This window comes from Paenibacillus sp. 1-18, from assembly GCF_000520755.1.
Lineage (GTDB): Bacteria > Bacillota > Bacilli > Paenibacillales > Paenibacillaceae > Paenibacillus > Paenibacillus brasilensis.
Window position 1 is genome coordinate 24,639 of sequence record NZ_ASSB01000311.1, and the last position, 15,374, is coordinate 40,012.

At 46.4% G+C, this 15,374-nt stretch carries 13 protein-coding genes, 2 pseudogenes and 1 riboswitch; of the genes and pseudogenes, 3 read left to right on the forward strand and 12 right to left on the reverse strand.

Going from position 1 to position 15,374, the window contains the following annotated elements; all coding sequences use genetic code 11:
- Window positions 1-77 precede the first annotated feature (77 nt).
- Complete coding sequence (locus L693_RS0119715) at window positions 78-995, forward strand: AEC family transporter (RefSeq protein ID WP_025719317.1); 918 nt, start codon at window positions 78-80, stop codon at window positions 993-995.
- 360 nt (window positions 996-1,355) lie between these two features.
- Here L693_RS0119715 and L693_RS28330 read toward each other — a convergent pair.
- From L693_RS28330 to L693_RS0119760, 3 genes and pseudogenes are all read right to left on the reverse strand, one after another.
- A pseudogene (locus L693_RS28330) lies at window positions 1,356-4,220 on the reverse strand (X2-like carbohydrate binding domain-containing protein).
- Between the two features lie 356 nt (window positions 4,221-4,576).
- A pseudogene (locus L693_RS0119755) lies at window positions 4,577-4,755 on the reverse strand (M20/M25/M40 family metallo-hydrolase); the annotation flags it as partial.
- A 350-nt stretch (window positions 4,756-5,105) separates the two neighbouring features.
- Window positions 5,106-5,615: a GNAT family N-acetyltransferase gene (locus L693_RS0119760; protein WP_025719325.1), complete on the reverse strand. Its 510-nt coding sequence runs from the start codon at window positions 5,613-5,615 to the stop codon at window positions 5,106-5,108.
- A gap of 114 nt (window positions 5,616-5,729) precedes the next feature.
- On the opposite strand from L693_RS0119760, the gene xerS reads away from it, so the two are divergent.
- Window positions 5,730-6,830 (forward strand): tyrosine recombinase XerS, encoded by a 1,101-nt coding sequence (xerS, locus tag L693_RS0119765; protein ID WP_025719326.1) that lies wholly within the window; start codon window positions 5,730-5,732, stop codon window positions 6,828-6,830.
- Window positions 6,831-6,864: 34 nt separating this feature from the next.
- Here the strand turns inward: xerS and mobB are convergent, their stop codons facing one another.
- The 7 genes from mobB to L693_RS0119800 all read right to left on the reverse strand — a co-directional run bounded on the left by mobB (window position 6,865) and on the right by L693_RS0119800 (window position 12,421).
- Window positions 6,865-7,383 (reverse strand): molybdopterin-guanine dinucleotide biosynthesis protein B, encoded by a 519-nt coding sequence (mobB, locus tag L693_RS0119770; RefSeq protein WP_049825226.1) that lies wholly within the window; start codon window positions 7,381-7,383, stop codon window positions 6,865-6,867.
- On the reverse strand, window positions 7,380-8,657 hold the full coding sequence (locus L693_RS0119775; protein WP_025719327.1) for a molybdopterin molybdotransferase MoeA: 1,278 nt from the start codon (window positions 8,655-8,657) through the stop codon (window positions 7,380-7,382). The genes mobB and L693_RS0119775 overlap by 4 nt, the downstream gene beginning before the upstream one ends.
- Window positions 8,658-8,792: 135 nt before the next feature.
- Complete coding sequence (locus L693_RS0119780) at window positions 8,793-9,548, reverse strand: DUF4247 domain-containing protein (protein WP_025719329.1); 756 nt, start codon at window positions 9,546-9,548, stop codon at window positions 8,793-8,795.
- 13 nt (window positions 9,549-9,561) lie between these two features.
- Complete coding sequence (locus L693_RS0119785) at window positions 9,562-10,068, reverse strand: DUF4178 domain-containing protein (RefSeq protein WP_025719330.1); 507 nt, start codon at window positions 10,066-10,068, stop codon at window positions 9,562-9,564.
- Between the two features lie 25 nt (window positions 10,069-10,093).
- Complete coding sequence (locus tag L693_RS0119790) at window positions 10,094-10,501, reverse strand: DUF350 domain-containing protein (RefSeq protein ID WP_025719331.1); 408 nt, start codon at window positions 10,499-10,501, stop codon at window positions 10,094-10,096.
- A 141-nt stretch (window positions 10,502-10,642) separates the two neighbouring features.
- Window positions 10,643-11,311 (reverse strand): PspA/IM30 family protein, encoded by a 669-nt coding sequence (locus tag L693_RS0119795; RefSeq protein WP_025719332.1) that lies wholly within the window; start codon window positions 11,309-11,311, stop codon window positions 10,643-10,645.
- Between the two features lie 87 nt (window positions 11,312-11,398).
- Window positions 11,399-12,421, reverse strand: coding sequence for an NADH:flavin oxidoreductase/NADH oxidase (locus L693_RS0119800; RefSeq protein ID WP_025719333.1), 1,023 nt, complete (start codon window positions 12,419-12,421; stop codon window positions 11,399-11,401).
- 311 nt (window positions 12,422-12,732) lie between these two features.
- Here L693_RS0119800 and L693_RS0119805 point away from each other — a divergent pair, with 311 nt between their 5' ends.
- Window positions 12,733-13,539: a polysaccharide deacetylase family protein gene (locus tag L693_RS0119805; protein WP_025719336.1), complete on the forward strand. Its 807-nt coding sequence runs from the start codon at window positions 12,733-12,735 to the stop codon at window positions 13,537-13,539.
- A gap of 172 nt (window positions 13,540-13,711) precedes the next feature.
- On the opposite strand, the gene L693_RS0119810 is transcribed toward L693_RS0119805, so the two are convergent.
- Entirely contained in the window at window positions 13,712-14,380 is a 669-nt protein-coding gene (locus tag L693_RS0119810) for a 3D domain-containing protein (RefSeq protein ID WP_025719338.1), read from the reverse strand.
- Window positions 14,381-14,387: 7 nt separating this feature from the next.
- A riboswitch (cyclic di-AMP (ydaO/yuaA leader) is annotated at window positions 14,388-14,559 on the reverse strand.
- A gap of 267 nt (window positions 14,560-14,826) precedes the next feature.
- The coding region (locus L693_RS0119815; protein ID WP_025719340.1) for an amino acid ABC transporter ATP-binding protein at window positions 14,827-15,374 on the reverse strand (548 nt) is incomplete at its 5' end.

Here is a 15,374-nt window from a genome sequence, read left to right on the forward strand (position 1 = left end):
AAGTATAATGAATCATACACATGCATTTTTATGAGTTAGCCTTTATATTCGCATCTTAGAAAGAAGATGAAACAGACATGTTCGGCACCATTCTTTTGGAAGTTGTTTTACCTATTTTTGTACTCATTGGCTTGGGTTGTATCATGCAATATTATTTTCGACTGGATTTGTACACCTTAGCTAAAATCAATTTTTACTATATCACCCCTGCGGTAGTGTTTACAGGGCTCTATAACTCAGAAATATCCTTAATGCTAATGGGTGAGGTTTCGCTTTTTTATGCCTTATACATAGCTATTCTGTACGTGATCAGCACAACCGTCGCCCGATCTCTGAAATACAGCCCCGGAATGCGTGGAGCCTTTACAAACAGCATTATGCTAGATAATTCAGGAAATTATGGTCTACCAATCAACCAGCTGGTATTCAAAGGTGATCCACTGGCCATTTCCGTTCAAGCTCTGATTATGACCTTTCAAAGCTTTGTTACGTTTACATACGGTACTTTTGTTGTACAAAATGGCAAGGCCAATACGCGAAAGATTTTAATTAATTTTTTAAAAATGCCTGTGCCATACGCGCTTGCGCTGGGCTTGCTGCTGAATGTGTTGCATAGTCCATTGCCCCATTTACTAACTGAGCCCTTGAATTATATCAGCCAGTCGATGGTAGCCGTTGCTCTGCTAACTTTAGGCGCGCAAATTGTGCAATACCCCTTTCGCTTGCGTCGTACAGCCGTGTACATCAGTATGGTATTGCGCCTGATCGCAGGTCCCATAGTCGGGTTCCTGCTTGTATCACTGCTTGGCCTTAAAGGAATTCCGGCTCAGGCGCTGCTCATTGCATCCGGTATGCCTACTGGCGTTAATACAAGTATTTTAGCGGAAGAATATAAAAATGAACCTGATTTTGCCGCACAAACGGTGCTGTTTTCTACAATTGTGAATGTCATTACGATGACGCTGTTAATTTCAGTATCTCGGCATATGGTTTGATAAGATTGTCCACTATAAATGGAGTCGAAAACGCTTCTGCCTAAATGGTAGGAGCATTTTTTCGCAGGGAATCAAAACATATGTTCGGTATGTTTGTCTTTTTCCTGGTCGAAGTGGTTGGTATGTTATAGAGGGATAGTAGGCGAGAAAAAATTGTTTATCTATTTTGAATTTTTCATATAGTGAAATATTTATAAAAATATGCTATTGAAGCGGATTGGTTGCTGCTTTACCTTATCTTTGGTCCGTTTTCTGACGGATTGAGAGTTGCCGATACCACTAAAAATAAAACCAGCTCACTCATTAAAAGTGGCTAGCATTACGTTCCAATTGCCCTCATTTTTTTGGGCTTACGTCTTTTTAAGGCTTGATCCCCCATTGCTTGCTTCCTGACAAGTAAGCGGTTACCTTAGTGGAATCTTTTAAGCTGTTCGCTGTAGGATCAAAAGAATAATCATTGGTTTGTGTGTAATTGCTCCAATCCACTTTGGAAATCCGGGTTTGCAACTCCACACTTTGACCGGGCTGCAAAGAACCCGCAGCCGACTTAAAGCCAATTTCTGCGTAAGAATCTGCTCCTGGCTTCGCATTGGATAGCGTCTTGAAGCTGGCAATCACATTTTCTGTTCAAATGCTTGACCAATCCGTAAAGAAATTTTGGGCTTTCTCCCCGTCAATGGTGTAAATAATAACACAGTGTCACGTTTGCAAGAGAAATGGATGAACTGCCCGTATTGGTGATTTTAAACTTGGAGCTGATCGTATTGCTTGTTGCAGATACATTCCCATTAAAGGTTTGTACCTTCAGAACACCCTCGCCTGTTCCTTGGCTCACCGGGCGTATCTCCTTTCACCGTAACTGTGAACACCGCATCACTGCCTGTACTAAAATGGAAGTTCAGCGTGGTCCCTCCTTTTGGCAGTGCAGATAAATACTTATTGGTCAGAACGACAGTTTCGCCATTAAACGTATAATCCTCAACTTTTTTCAAAACTACGCTTCCCTGCCGGATGGCATCCAGCGTATTACCGTTAAGTGTAAGCTTGACGGTAATATCGGTATTGCTGTTATCCGCTCCATAGGTTGCAGCCGTCGGTGTAATGCTTGCTTGTCCGGTATATGGCTGATCACCGCCTACTCTATCCGCTACCAAAATGCCGCGGCCATTCGTTCCCAGATAAGCACGTCCATAAAATCCGGGGATCACCAATAATTGTAGTTACACGAGCATATTGGTGCTTGTCATCATTAATACGCACCCAATTTGTCCCTGCATCGTCTGAACGGTAAAATCCGCGTGTACCGTCAATTTTACCAACAATAAATACCGCTGCATTCGCGTGGTTGGGCGCTGCTTTACCAAAGCCTATGGAATCTGCCTCCTGCACATTAGAGAACTTGGTGAATGTGGCGCCGGAATCCTTGGAATGCCATAAGCCGTATGGTCCTCCATCCTCAGAGCCTCCAGCGAACCAAACATCTCCTTCTGCCCTCGTACAGCATCAATGTCGGCATTACCTTCTGTCGGCAAGCCAGTTGCCGTCGATGCTGTAAATGATGCATCCCCATTGGTGCTCACATATATTTTTCCGGAAGCAAATGCGTAATAATTGTTAGAATTCACCCGGTCGGAGGCGATTTTCGCATTCGCTGGAATTCCCGTACTTGCTGTCCATGAGTTGCCGCCCGTTCTGGAGTAGAATACACGCTTATCCGATGTGCTCCAGAGCAAACCATTGCCATCAGCCGCTACCCCGATACTCCCTCCTCCTGCTGTACCGGAAGCTCGCTGTTGGCTTTATACCAATTTGCTCCGCCATCATTGGACAATCCGATGGATTTGGCTTGGATCTTTTTTGTAATCCGCTTTGCCCACCCGTGCCATAAAAGCAGGATTAAGCTCGGCATAATCAATGCTTTCGCTGCTTGTAAAGGTCGGATTATCCAGCATTTTAGCTGGAGCCTTGAACAAATCGTCATGTCTAAAACCGGAGACATCACCTACTGCGCTCACCAAAGGTGCACCAGCTGGAGGACTTACCAGATCCAGAATTGCCGTTTCCTCTATTCCCTTAGCGGCCACCGAAATGTCCAGCTTCCCTCCTTTATCCCAGTTGGTCAGGTTTTTCGAGCCATAAATCGTAGCTCCCGTCCCGTACAGCATATGGTCTGAATTAAATGGATCAATCTCCAGATCACCGATCATCCAGCCCAGTTTCGGAGATACCTCGGGTGGGGCAGGATTGGCATTAAAGGTTAGCCAAGGCGCAGCTGTTATATCCAAATTGTATTTTAGCTGAGTCGGATATCCATCGAATTCCCAAATCGGACTCCAGGTTGCTCCGCTGTCGGTACTGCGATAAATTATTGCATCAGGCCACCAGGAATTCAGCGTAGCAACCATAAGCGTACCTGGCTTCTGTGCATCCACTGTCAATCCGCCTAACCGAAATAATTGTCCGCGCTGCTACTAGCAACGGGGCTAATGTTGCTCCATTGCCCACTTGCTGTATTCAGTTTCCACACTTCGCCCAGCCCGTCTTTTTGTCAAAAGTAATCCAGGCCAAGCCGACAATATCACTCGTATACTCATTTGAAGGGTCCTGCACATACGTTCCCGGATTCGGGAAGCTGCTCACCTTGCTCCAGGTTGCCCCATAATCCGAGCTTTTCCATAATCCATTACCACTACGTGCTCCAAAGAACAGTATATTATTCTTGTTCGGATCAATGACCAGACGTTCACCCATCGAGCGCCCCGGCATGTTGCCTCCTACCTTAAAAGGAAGCTTCGTCGTCTGCCACGTATTGCCCCGGTCGGTAGAACGCATAATTTGCCCGTTTTGTTTATCCCATGAATTCGTATACGTACCTGTAGATATATATACACGATTTGGATCAACAGGATCGGTGGCCAGTGCATCCACACCATTTTTGTTCCAATCCTCCCAGCCCACAGAATCCGCCAACGGAATCCAACTTTCATTGGCAGCATCCCAGCGGTAAGCCCCCCCGATATCTGTCCGGGCATAGATCAGATTCTTTTCCTTTTCATTAAAAATGATACCAGGTACAAAACCGCCGCCTCCACCCGTAACGACACTTTTCCAAGTGTAATCGTCACTTGGAGCCGCGTGGGTCGGCGCTATCATCCCCGTCCAGGAAGCACTCGCTACGACTAGCGCCAAACATTCATTTCTCAACCTGCTTTTTGCTTTACTCAATGAATTCAACCTCCTTCTTCATTTTCATTTGAATATGCAGGCCATACCAGATGAAAGAAGCTCTCACCTCCAATCATTTGTCGATAAAATATGTCGCGACTTTCATTTATGTTGGCGCTTTCATTTGTGCCTTGCTCAATAGATTCGTCATCTTTTTCCCAGTTCCTTGTGTAAAAAATCAAGATAATGTAATATTAACACCTGCAGCACAGCCTCCACTAAGGATGTAAGCCTCTTTCTGACCGTTATTACTCCTTACTTAACATTATTATGAATTTTTCATATAGTGAATTAATTACTTTATTTCTCCTTCTCTTTAGCTGTCAAAATACTTTGATATATAGCAAAAAACCGCGCAATGCGCGGGCCACTCCCAGAAGGGCAGCGTATGACCATCATGTCCGCATACATGCATAACACCGGAGACTGTTGATTTATAAGGCGTATCCTTTTCATCCTGAATGGGAAGCGCATCAAAATCGGCACGAAATGCAATCGTTCTACCCGGCTGACTCCCCTCTAAAATGCCAAGTACTGACTCCACCATTGCCCGAGCATGCCGATAATACCAGCACCAGTGATAGAGTTAGAGCTACCATCTTTGTATATCGACTTGTTCGTTTCACCTGTAAAACACGCTCCAATCTCAGGGGGAATGTTATAAATGCATTGCATTTTTGAGGCCGATGTTCCATTGTTGATAATTCCAATAAGTTATATATGAATTATACAAATAACTGTATACCTGCGTTTTTATATTGTCAATGCAGGTTCTAATTGGAATGATCTATGGATGGATAGAAGACTTGAATTGACAACAAAAAAAGAGCCGACTGGATCATCTCCTCGACTCTTTTTTGTTAATAACATACTACCATGAATTTTTCATGTATTGAAAAACTGACTTATATTCCCCCGTACCGGATGTGTCTGTTCCCTGTACTCCCCGTTCGTATAACGATCTATCACCTTGCGCCAGAAGGATTGTGCCGGTCTATTCGTGCTCATCTGGGTCACCTTCCAACGCCCGGCGAAGCGTCCAAACAGCTCATGAGCTGCCCAAGTTCCAACACCATTATGCCGATAAGGACGAAGCACAAAGAACTCAGCCATATAGTAGTCAGCCTCCCGATTGTTGGACATTCGGTCAACCAGCGCGAAGCCCACAGGGATGTCCTGTCTCCATATTAAAAAAGGCAGCTTCTGTTCACCGCTTGTCCAATATTGATACAAATCCGGATAAGCCGGGAATGTACCCTTCTCAGTAACATCAATTCGAAGATAGGCTGTAAAATCATATAAATAAAATTGCATGAGCTGAACAATAATGTCCTTCTGCGACTCTGGTACACTTTTTATGGATAGCTTAAGTTCGGATTTGATATTATACCCCATACTTTCACCCCTCTTGGCAGTTCCATGCGTTCTTTACTTTGATTACATCCCGTCCAGTGCTGCTCAAAATATGTTAAAATACATATATATTATGACCGGACGAGGTGGAACCCAATGAATATTCAAAAGATCATCGACCGGCGCAAACTGGATGAAAAAATGCCGGAGCTACCATGGTACGTACAGCAATTTATGGATTACAAGCTACCTGACCTATCCCCCTCAACATTGCTGGAATATGTACGGGATTATGAAGCATTTTTTTCATGGCTTCGCTCAGAAGGCTTGTCTGCCGGAGAAACGAACGCCCAAGTTACGCTGGAAGAATTGGAGACGCTTCATATGGACAGTATTACGGGTTTTCGTTTGTTCCTGTCCACTAAGCGTGAAGGCTCCAACTCCCGCATTACAATTTCACGCAAGCTATCATCTCTCCGTTCCCTCTTTCATTATTTAAGCCAGATCGCTGAGGATGAAAATTTTTATCCGTTGCTCAAACGCAACATTATGGCCAAGGTCGAAATCAAGCGCATACATAAACCCAAGGATACAGCCGCCAAGCTCAAGGGAAAAATATTGGAAGAGGAAGAGCTGCTTGAATTTATCGGCTATATTTATGAAGGCTATGGACACGATCTGGCCGGTAACAAGCAGGCACTTTACTCCTATGAGCTGAACAAGGAACGGGATGCCTGTATTGCCAGTCTCATCCTGAACTCGGGTCTGCGCGTGTCCGAAATTGTCAATCTGAACATAGACGATCTGGATCTAAACAATAAATTACTATATGTGTACCGCAAAGGCAATAACGATGAAACGTTTAAAACACCAGTGTATTTCCGCGAGCAATCCAAAGATGATCTCGTACTCTATTTGTCCTTGAGACATACCCGTTATCGCGCTCCGAAAAAAGAAAAAGCTCTCTTTATCGCCCGTCCCAACGGCAGCACGGAGGGCAAACGGATGACCAAAAGAGCGATTCAGGCAATGATCATCAAGTACGCCAAACGGTTCGGCAAGCCTTACCTGACCGTTCACAAGCTTCGCCATTCGTTTGCCACCGACTATTATTTGCAAAATGACATCTACAAAACCAAGGAACAGCTTGGGCACGCTTCGACAGAAACGACTGAAGTCTATGCCCATCTGACCGACAAAACCATGTCTAAAGCGATTGAGCGGCGGTTGGAGCCCCAGACTGAATCATCCGATTGATGTCTCAGCTCCGTTCATCCGGCACATCATCACTTTACTGCTGCATCTGACCGATCAGCCAGCGACCTGCCTGGTCGTTGGCATCGGCAGCAAATATTTGTATCGTTTGATCCGAATAGTGATCTTGAGCCCATTCCATTAGATGCTTCCAAACCGCTACTCCCTGAACATTTGACAGCGTAGCGGCAAGATGGGCATCTGTTGATTCACGTAGCATGACGAGTTTTGGGTAATGTTCCTGTTTAAAGCCTTCAAGCAATACACAGTCATATGCCTGAAAATGCCGGATCAGTCCGCTGACAGGTCGACTCTGCTCTTCTAATATGGCTGTTCTTCCAGCAGAAATAATAGCCACGCCTTCGGCGCCTGCTTGCCGGTGCTTGTATGTATCTGTCCCCTCATGATCCATCTCAAACTCATGTCCATCATGCTTGACCACCGCCACGCGTAATCCAGAATCCCGCAAATAACGAATCAATCCTCCGAGGAAGGTCGTTTTCCCCGTATTTTTGTAACCGATGATCTGACACACATACGGCTGCTTCGTATTCACTTGATCTTTCCGCCTTGCAGTACCAGTACACGCACCTCTTCCCCTGCACGCAAGCCTTCTGTTGTTGGAGGAAGCACGATCAGACAGTCGCTGTCCTTAATCGTCACCATGACACTGGATTCATCCGCTCGCGCAGGAATGGCATACACTTGACCGTCGCGTATTTCCAGTGAGCTGCGCACAAATCGGGTAAAATTGTTCACCTTCGTATAATCTGCCCCCAGCAATACCGTCCAGGTTTGTAAATACGGCTGTTCCGAAGACAGCATCATTTGAATGGTAGGCCGCACAAACAGCTCACAGCCTACAAAGCATGCACCGGGATTGCCCGATAGCGCAAATAACAGCTTGCCGTCAATTACAGCGGCTGTTGTCACACTGCCCGGACGCATCGTGACCTTGTTGAACAGCATATCTACATCCTCCTGCCGCACCAGGTCACCCATAATATCATAATCCCCTACCGATACGCCGCCGCTCGTAACGACGATATCATAGGCTGCGATTGCTTCACGTACAGAAGCACGCGCAACATTCAGCTCATCATGAATGGCTTGCAGGATGAAGGGCTCTCCTCCTGCCTCCCTAATTTGAGAGGCCAGCATATATGTATTACTGTTTCGTATTTTTCCTGGTTGTAGCGGTTCATCCACCGCAAGCAATTCCGATCCTGTCGAAAAAACGGCCACCCGTGGCTTCCTGTAAACAGGAACCCGATGTACACCAAAGGTAGCCAGAACCGAGATATGTCCCGCTCCCAGGCAGGTTCCTTTACTGAGCAAGAGCTGACCTTCCTGAATCTCATGACCGATCTGTGTTACATTTTTGCCGATCTCCATACGCTTCTTCAAGCCGACGTATGTCTGCCCCTCCTCCTCACGCAGCTGTGTTGCCTCCAGCATGACAACGGTGTCGGCTCCCTCCGGTAATTGTGCTCCCGTCATAATGCGGGCCGCCAATCCCGTCTCTATCCGCTTGTCCGATACGGTGCCGCATGGAATTTCGTCCACTACGCGCAGCCAGATTTCCTGACCAGATGAACAAACCTCGGTGTCCGAACCAAGGATCGCATAACCGTCCATACCAGATCGACGAAAACGGGGATACGGATGTGGTGCAGTCAAATTCATCGCTAAATAACGTCCATGTGCCTGCTCCAGCCCTACTTCCTCCCGTTCTCCCTGTTTGACATGGTTAGCTATTATTCTCTGTGCCTCATCCACCTGAACCGCTTTACGCTGGAATTTTCCCGCGTTTAATGTTGTCTGATTCATAACCTCACTCCGTTCTTCTAAAGTTCCCTCTTTCTGTTATAACCCTAAAACCGTTTTCTGGCAAATCCGCTTCCTGATATTAAACAAAAAAACAGCCCGGGATCTTATTCCCGAGCTGTTTGCGTAAAATGACAATCATCGTCGACTTCGTCGGCTGATTTTGCCTGAGCCACTACGTGTTTTAGGCTTGCTGTAGGACTTACGCGGTGAGCCAAATATGCCGGAACCGCTGCTGCCCTGATCACGTGAAATCGAGCCTCTGCTTGGTGAACTGCTGCTGGAGCCTCTGTCGAACAAGCTTCCGCCTGATCCGACAGTGGAGTCTGATCCCTTCCCTCGACGAGTAACCGAGCCTTTTCGTTCCACTGTAATTGGGGGGATGGCTTTCTTTTCCTGCACTGTAGGGGCTCGGTATTGCCCCTGAGAAGGCCGATATACATCCCTGCTTGAATAGCCACGGTAAGAACCTGATCCACGAAACGAGTCAAAGAGAGCATCCAGCACAGTTGCGGTTAAGTATCCTTTTAGAAAGCTAGAACTGTAATTTTGTTCGACATACTGTTTACTGTCGACTTCAATTAGCGTATCTTCCTTCTTGGCTGGGTCTTGCTGCAAATGGTACCATTCATCGTTATATACCAGAAACATCCGCTCATTGCTCTGGGGCGACATTTGTTCCGGTGTACGCTGTTCTTTCAATTCCTCCGCCACTTCTGGAACCGTTTTGCCAGCGGCCCGGTACACGTATGAGGTCGAGTTTCCGCTACCACTTACCGATTCCAGCGGGTACGTATCTTTCACATTTGGCGCACCGCAGCCGCTTAGCACGGATACGAACAAGCTCAGCGCCACAATGACCTTTAATGCATACTGCCAGGTGCGTTTGCTCATGTGTAACCCTCTCCTAGCTTGCCCGAATAACCTTGACGTCTCCGGTAATCACTTCTTCACCTTCATAAAGCATAAAACGACCGTCCTGCCACTCTACCCGCAACAGATGATAGTCATCCGACTGATATTGCCAAACATGCTGTTCTCCACCCTGCCGGAAAGGAGCACGCCCCATAACAGTAACATGCCCAAAATATTGCTCCTCCAAATGATACGTTGTATCATCTAATTCCAAAATAGTCGGCACTTCCTCCGGGTTGTCCAGCCGGCCATCGATCGCCTGATATAGTCCAAATTGGAGTGTTTCCCGTTCCTCAATATGAAGATAGCTGACTTGATTACCATCCTGCAGCGTCAAAACAACGGCATTTCGGGCACGATTATGTACTCGGCCCACCACTTCATAGGTGACAAGCGACACTTCACAGATATCACCCGGATTTAACTCAAGCATACTCTTCTCCGCTTTTGGCGGCTCAGGCTTGGCAAATAGATTTGAAATTCGTTTCCATACACCCATGATAACTTTCCCTGCCTTTCCTAGCCTAGAAGCATGCTGTAATAATCAAGGCGCCAACCAGATGCAGCGTCCCTGAAAACAGCCCGAAACCAATTTTGCCTTCCTGTGTGCCTTTATCCAGATCAAACTGCGCCCAGTACCGCAACAACAGACGTACGATAATTTCCAAAATAAACAGGATGACAAAGGCGATTACAGAGTACACAAGCGCCTCTAGCAAATTGTTAGCTGTAGCGATGGAACCTGACAAAATATACCCCTGTGCAATCAGCTTCATAATCAACCGTACCGTTACTGCCATATTACCAGCTTTCACTTCGGCAAAATCCTTATATTTTGTAAATAAAGAGTCGACATACATCAATACGAACAGCAAAACGGCGCCCGCGCCAGTCCATACAAGCATCGCTTTCATCGTTTCTAAAAAATGCATTTCATCCCATCCTCCACATCTTCTTGACTTTCATTTATATTGATTTTTGATTTATGCCTCGCCTCAGGCAGGGAAAAGCGAAGGAGAAAAGGTTTCTCCTTCGCTTTCTAACAATTACGCAGATGGCAATGCTCACACTTCTTATTTATTTTCGTATTGCTTCAACAAAGCAGCAAGCTCGTCGTCCACGGCGCTCTTCTTATCCAGCTCCTTGAACTCCTCATCCAGGGATTTTTCCTTGGAGGACATTTCGTTGCTCGCTTCAGCACGTGCTTCCGCCTGCAGCATTTTTTCTTCCATACGCTTCAACCCGGCAGTTGCCGTATCTGAGCTAAAACCGTTCATTGCTTTGTTAATTTCAGTTTGCGCTTTAGCTGCGTTATAACGGGCAACCAGTGTCTCGCGCTTGTTCTTCATTTCTGTCAGCTGTCTGCGCATTTCATCCAGCTTGCCGCGCAGGTTATCGGCGGCGGCTTTGTTCTGCTCGTAACCAGCCTTGAACTCGTTCATTTTTTGCTCGGCAGATTTCTTTTCTTCCAACGCGCGACGGGCCAGATCCACATTTTGTGCTTTCGCTGCGGTATGAGCCTGCTCTTCACGTTTTTTTACCAAGGCTGCTTGCTCTTCATATTGCTGCTTGAATCTCTTTTCAATAGAAATTTGAGCGGCTACCGCTTTCTCTGCATCTTCCAGATCCTCTTGCATATCACGAATGTATTGATCGGTCATTTTGACTGGATCTTCTGCCTTGTCGATAATAGCGTTAATATTGGACATCGTAAGATCTCTTAATCGTTTAAAAATAGACATGTGAAGTTCCTCCTAGAGTTGAATGCTTAAATTTTAAGCTCTGTACACATGTTTACGCAAGGTTTGCAATGACGGTTTCAAAAAAATCTAAAAACCGCGCAGGTAAGGCTCCGGAATATCCGCCTGTACTTTCAACTCCCTTGATGCATGCAGTGCCCAATAGGGATCACGCAGCATGGCACGGCCTATGGCTACCAAATCCGCTTCTTTCTGCCGAACAACCCGGCTGGCATCCTCATAATCATCCAGTAAGCCGACAGCAATTACGGGCACATTGAGCTTTTCCCGGATGTGACGAGCCAAATCCACCTGATAGCCAGCACGCGCAGACGGACCTCCGCCCGAACCAATCGGCCCCTCGCCACCAGAAGAAATATGAAAAATATCTACACCTGCATCACGATAGCGTTCCCCTATGCCTGATATGTATTCCACATCATAACCGTCCTCGACATATTCTTTGGCAGATATCCGCATGATCACAGGCATATCAGCAGGAATAACCTCTTTAACAGCACATACAACCTCCACACCGAACAAAGACAAATCCTGTCCATACTCATCTTCTCTGGTATTGGTTAAAGGGGAATGAAATTGATGGATCAGGTAGCCGTGAGCGCCATGAATCTCTATCGTGTCAAAGCCGGCTTCTACTGCGCGACGTGCACCTTCTTTGTAAGCTTGAACCAGTTCCCTGGCTTCAGCTGTCGTCAAGGCATGCGGCACTTTAAAGCGTTCACTAAAGGGAATCGAGGACGGAGCCACAGGCTGCTCAGCATCCTCTGCCTTACGACCAGCATGGCCCAATTGAATTCCAATTTTGGCACCGTATTTGTGAGCTTCCTCCACAATTTTACGATATACAGGAATATGATCGTCACTCCAAATGCCCAAATCACGATCCGTAATACGACCATCCGGATGAACCGCTGTCATTTCCACAATAATGAGTCCCGTACCCCCTACCGCTCGGCTAACGTAATGGACATGATGCCAATCCGTCGGCTTCCCGTCCTTGGCCTCCACACTGTATTGGCACATCGGGGGCATTACAATTCGATTTTTTAAGGCCAGCCCCTTTAACTGATAAGGAGTAAACAAGTCGGTCACTTTTATCCATCCTTCCTTCAATTCCATGTCTGTACAATTATGCGTTGCATCCCCATTATACACCAGTTGTCACGGTATACCGAATCCGTTATCGGGCTAAAACCTGCGAAAATACATTGTTTTCTGTCTGGTTTAAGCAAATATGTACGTTTAGAACGTCAACTTCATTCATATCCGTTTGACCGTATACTAGCATCCCATTGCATTATGAGCATGCTCCGGTCAGCGGCATAATTTTAATAGGGCAGGTACATAATAGCTGAGAGCACCACTAGGTACCACGTACCACTGGACGGAAAGGGGGAATACATATGCCGTACAGAGGAGTGTTACCCAGTATGGCACTGTTACTAGCTTTTTCGAGTTTTCCTGTTCACGCGGATGCGCCTTCCATCACCGGAGCGCCCCATCCCAAGGAAGCGGCTGTTACTTCTTCTGTACATCAAAGTACAGAACAGACTGCTCCTACCTTAGGCATGCTGCGAAAAAAACATGCGGATATTTTTAAAATGTGCGGCCCGCATACCCGCCAAATTGCCTTAACCTTTGATGATGTACCCGATTCGAGGTATACACCGCAGGTTTTGGATGTTTTGCACGCGAACGGCATCAAAGCCACCTTTTTTATCGTAGGTCACCGCGCAGAGAAGCATCCGGGCATCATCCGACGTATTGTCCGTGAGGGTCATGCCATAGGGAACCATTCTTATACCCATCCGGATTTCAGGAAGGCTACACCAGAACGCTTTCGCAATCAGATTACGAAAACAGAACGCATTTTACAAGCCAGCGCCGGTTTTCGTCCGAAATTGATTCGACCGCCTTATGGCGAAATTACAGAGCCTCAAATCCAGTGGGCGCGTCGCCATGGCTACATGATTGTCAATTGGAATGTAGACTCCCTCGACTGGAAGGGACTAAGTAAAACGCAAATCCAGCGCAATGTGATTCCTGCTACCGGGCCCGGCTCCATAATTTTAATGCACGCAGGCGGAGGTCAAAGTTCCAACCTACAAGGCACAGTCCAGGCCCTTCCGGGTCTAATTCAGTCCCTAAAGACCAAGGGCTACAAATTCGTTACAGTTCCCCGGCTGCTCCACACATCGGAACGAAAATAAAGGGGCGTTTAAAAGCTAATACCAAACTAGATTAACAGAAAAAAGCTGTCTTTCCAGCAGATATGCTCTGCTCGCCAAGACAGCTTTTTTCTGTGCGGACCTGTTTTAAATTTTGGCCCATTTTATTAAAATGTATCATGCATGCATATGGTTTACATAATATATATTATGTTCATTTATCAATAACGTATAATTTCACATTTTGAAAGCCAAAGTCGTTCACAAATGATTTGTTGCCAGGAATAAAGATATCAATTCGCTTGCCTGTAATGGCACTTCCCTGATCGCGGGCAACGGCCACAAATGAATGGTCCGGCAGGCCGGGGTGAGAATACCCTGTAACCAACACCTTCGTTCCCATCGGAATTACATTCGGGTCTACCGCAATCGTACCTAGCTTAAGCGGATTGCCATAGTAGTCTACCGCCCCCCACTTACCATTTTCATCAGCTGCGGCAGAATACGCTGTAGCTTTAACGTCAACTACTTTACTGTAATTAAATGTTTTGCCCCATGCTTCAATCGTTTGCCCCTCATTCGCAGGTGCTGTCTCCTTAAGAAGCTGTGGCTCCGAATCTGAAGCAGCCTTCACACTTGTTTCTCCAGGCACCTTAATTTGCAACCCTGCATATATGTTGCTAGGGGCAATATTCGGGTTCGCCTTCGTTAGCTCGTCTACCGATACTCCATAACGTTGAGCAAGCAAAAAGAAGGTATCGCCCTCTTTGGCAGTATGAAGCGAAGCGGCATCTGCTACCCCGGCTGTTTGTGCCAGTCCTGCAATAGCAGCAGCAAGCACCGCAAATTTCATGGCTTGTCCAATATGTTTCAGTTGTTTCAAAAGATATGTACCTCCTCTGTTATGCCTGCGAAGTTAGCTGTCGGATTCGGACTCAGAAGAAGCCCTATGCTTGCGCAATTCACCCCTAGGCAGCTTCCAATCTGATCGTCTTATGACGAATCGGAATGACTGCCGTTGTTACGTCCCCCGCACTTCCATGGTTTTGGTCCAAGCATTCAGCGTAGATCTAAGCCTTATGCTGTCCCGGCAAGTTTTGGCTTATTGCATAATATCACAATTTTGTAACCTTATCTGCATGAAAATGTTGGGAACCTTGAATATCATACTATACTCATTACAATTTTGTCATCATGAAATCGCTATCTGTTACGAAAATAGGGTGAAATAGTGACAAAAAAAGAAAGACCCTCCGGTCAGACATGAGACTTTGGTCAAGAACCCATGGACTATGGAGGGCTTACTTTATAACTTATACAATCAATTCGTTACAATACTTTGGCAAGAAAATCTCGGGTACGGTCATGGCTTGGAGTACCAAAAACCTGTTCAGGTGTACCTTGCTCCACGATTTGGCCCTTATCCATAAAAATGATCCGATCCCCTACCTCACGTGCAAAACCCATTTCATGTGTGACGATCACCATTGTCATGCCTCTCTCAGCGAGCTTCTTCATTACATCCAGCACCTCTCCGACCATTTCAGGGTCCAAGGCAGAAGTCGGCTCATCGAACAGCATCACATGCGGCTGCATCGCCAAGGCGCGTGCAATCGCAATCCGTTGCTTTTGACCGCCGGATAACTGGTTCGGATAGGTATTCTTTTTATCCTCAAGCCCAACGGTACGCAAAAGCTCTAACGCAATTTTTTCAGCTTCTTTGCCTGACTGCCCTTTAACCTGTGTTGGTGCGAGTGTCAGGTTCTGTAGTACTGTTTTATGCGGGAACAAATTAAAATGCTGAAACACCATGCCCATTTTCTCACGAGTCGCATTAATATTATGACCACGAGCCGTTATCGGCTCCCCCCCCCCCC

Excerpts from the sequence above, each read along its gene's own strand:
- xerS (WP_025719326.1), top strand. The coding sequence starts at position 5,730 with ATGAATATTCAAAAGATCATCGACCGGCGCAAACTGGATGAAAAAATG.
- L693_RS0119795 (WP_025719332.1), bottom strand. The coding sequence starts at position 11,311 with ATGTCTATTTTTAAACGATTAAGAGATCTTACGATGTCCAATATTAAC.
- L693_RS0119805 (WP_025719336.1), top strand. The coding sequence starts at position 12,733 with ATGCCGTACAGAGGAGTGTTACCCAGTATGGCACTGTTACTAGCTTTT.
- L693_RS0119760 (WP_025719325.1), bottom strand. The coding sequence starts at position 5,615 with ATGGGGTATAATATCAAATCCGAACTTAAGCTATCCATAAAAAGTGTA.
- L693_RS0119780 (WP_025719329.1), bottom strand. The coding sequence starts at position 9,548 with ATGAGCAAACGCACCTGGCAGTATGCATTAAAGGTCATTGTGGCGCTG.
- L693_RS0119785 (WP_025719330.1), bottom strand. The coding sequence starts at position 10,068 with ATGGGTGTATGGAAACGAATTTCAAATCTATTTGCCAAGCCTGAGCCG.
- L693_RS0119790 (WP_025719331.1), bottom strand. The coding sequence starts at position 10,501 with ATGCATTTTTTAGAAACGATGAAAGCGATGCTTGTATGGACTGGCGCG.
- L693_RS0119775 (WP_025719327.1), bottom strand. The coding sequence starts at position 8,657 with ATGAATCAGACAACATTAAACGCGGGAAAATTCCAGCGTAAAGCGGTT.
- L693_RS0119715 (WP_025719317.1), top strand. The coding sequence starts at position 78 with ATGTTCGGCACCATTCTTTTGGAAGTTGTTTTACCTATTTTTGTACTC.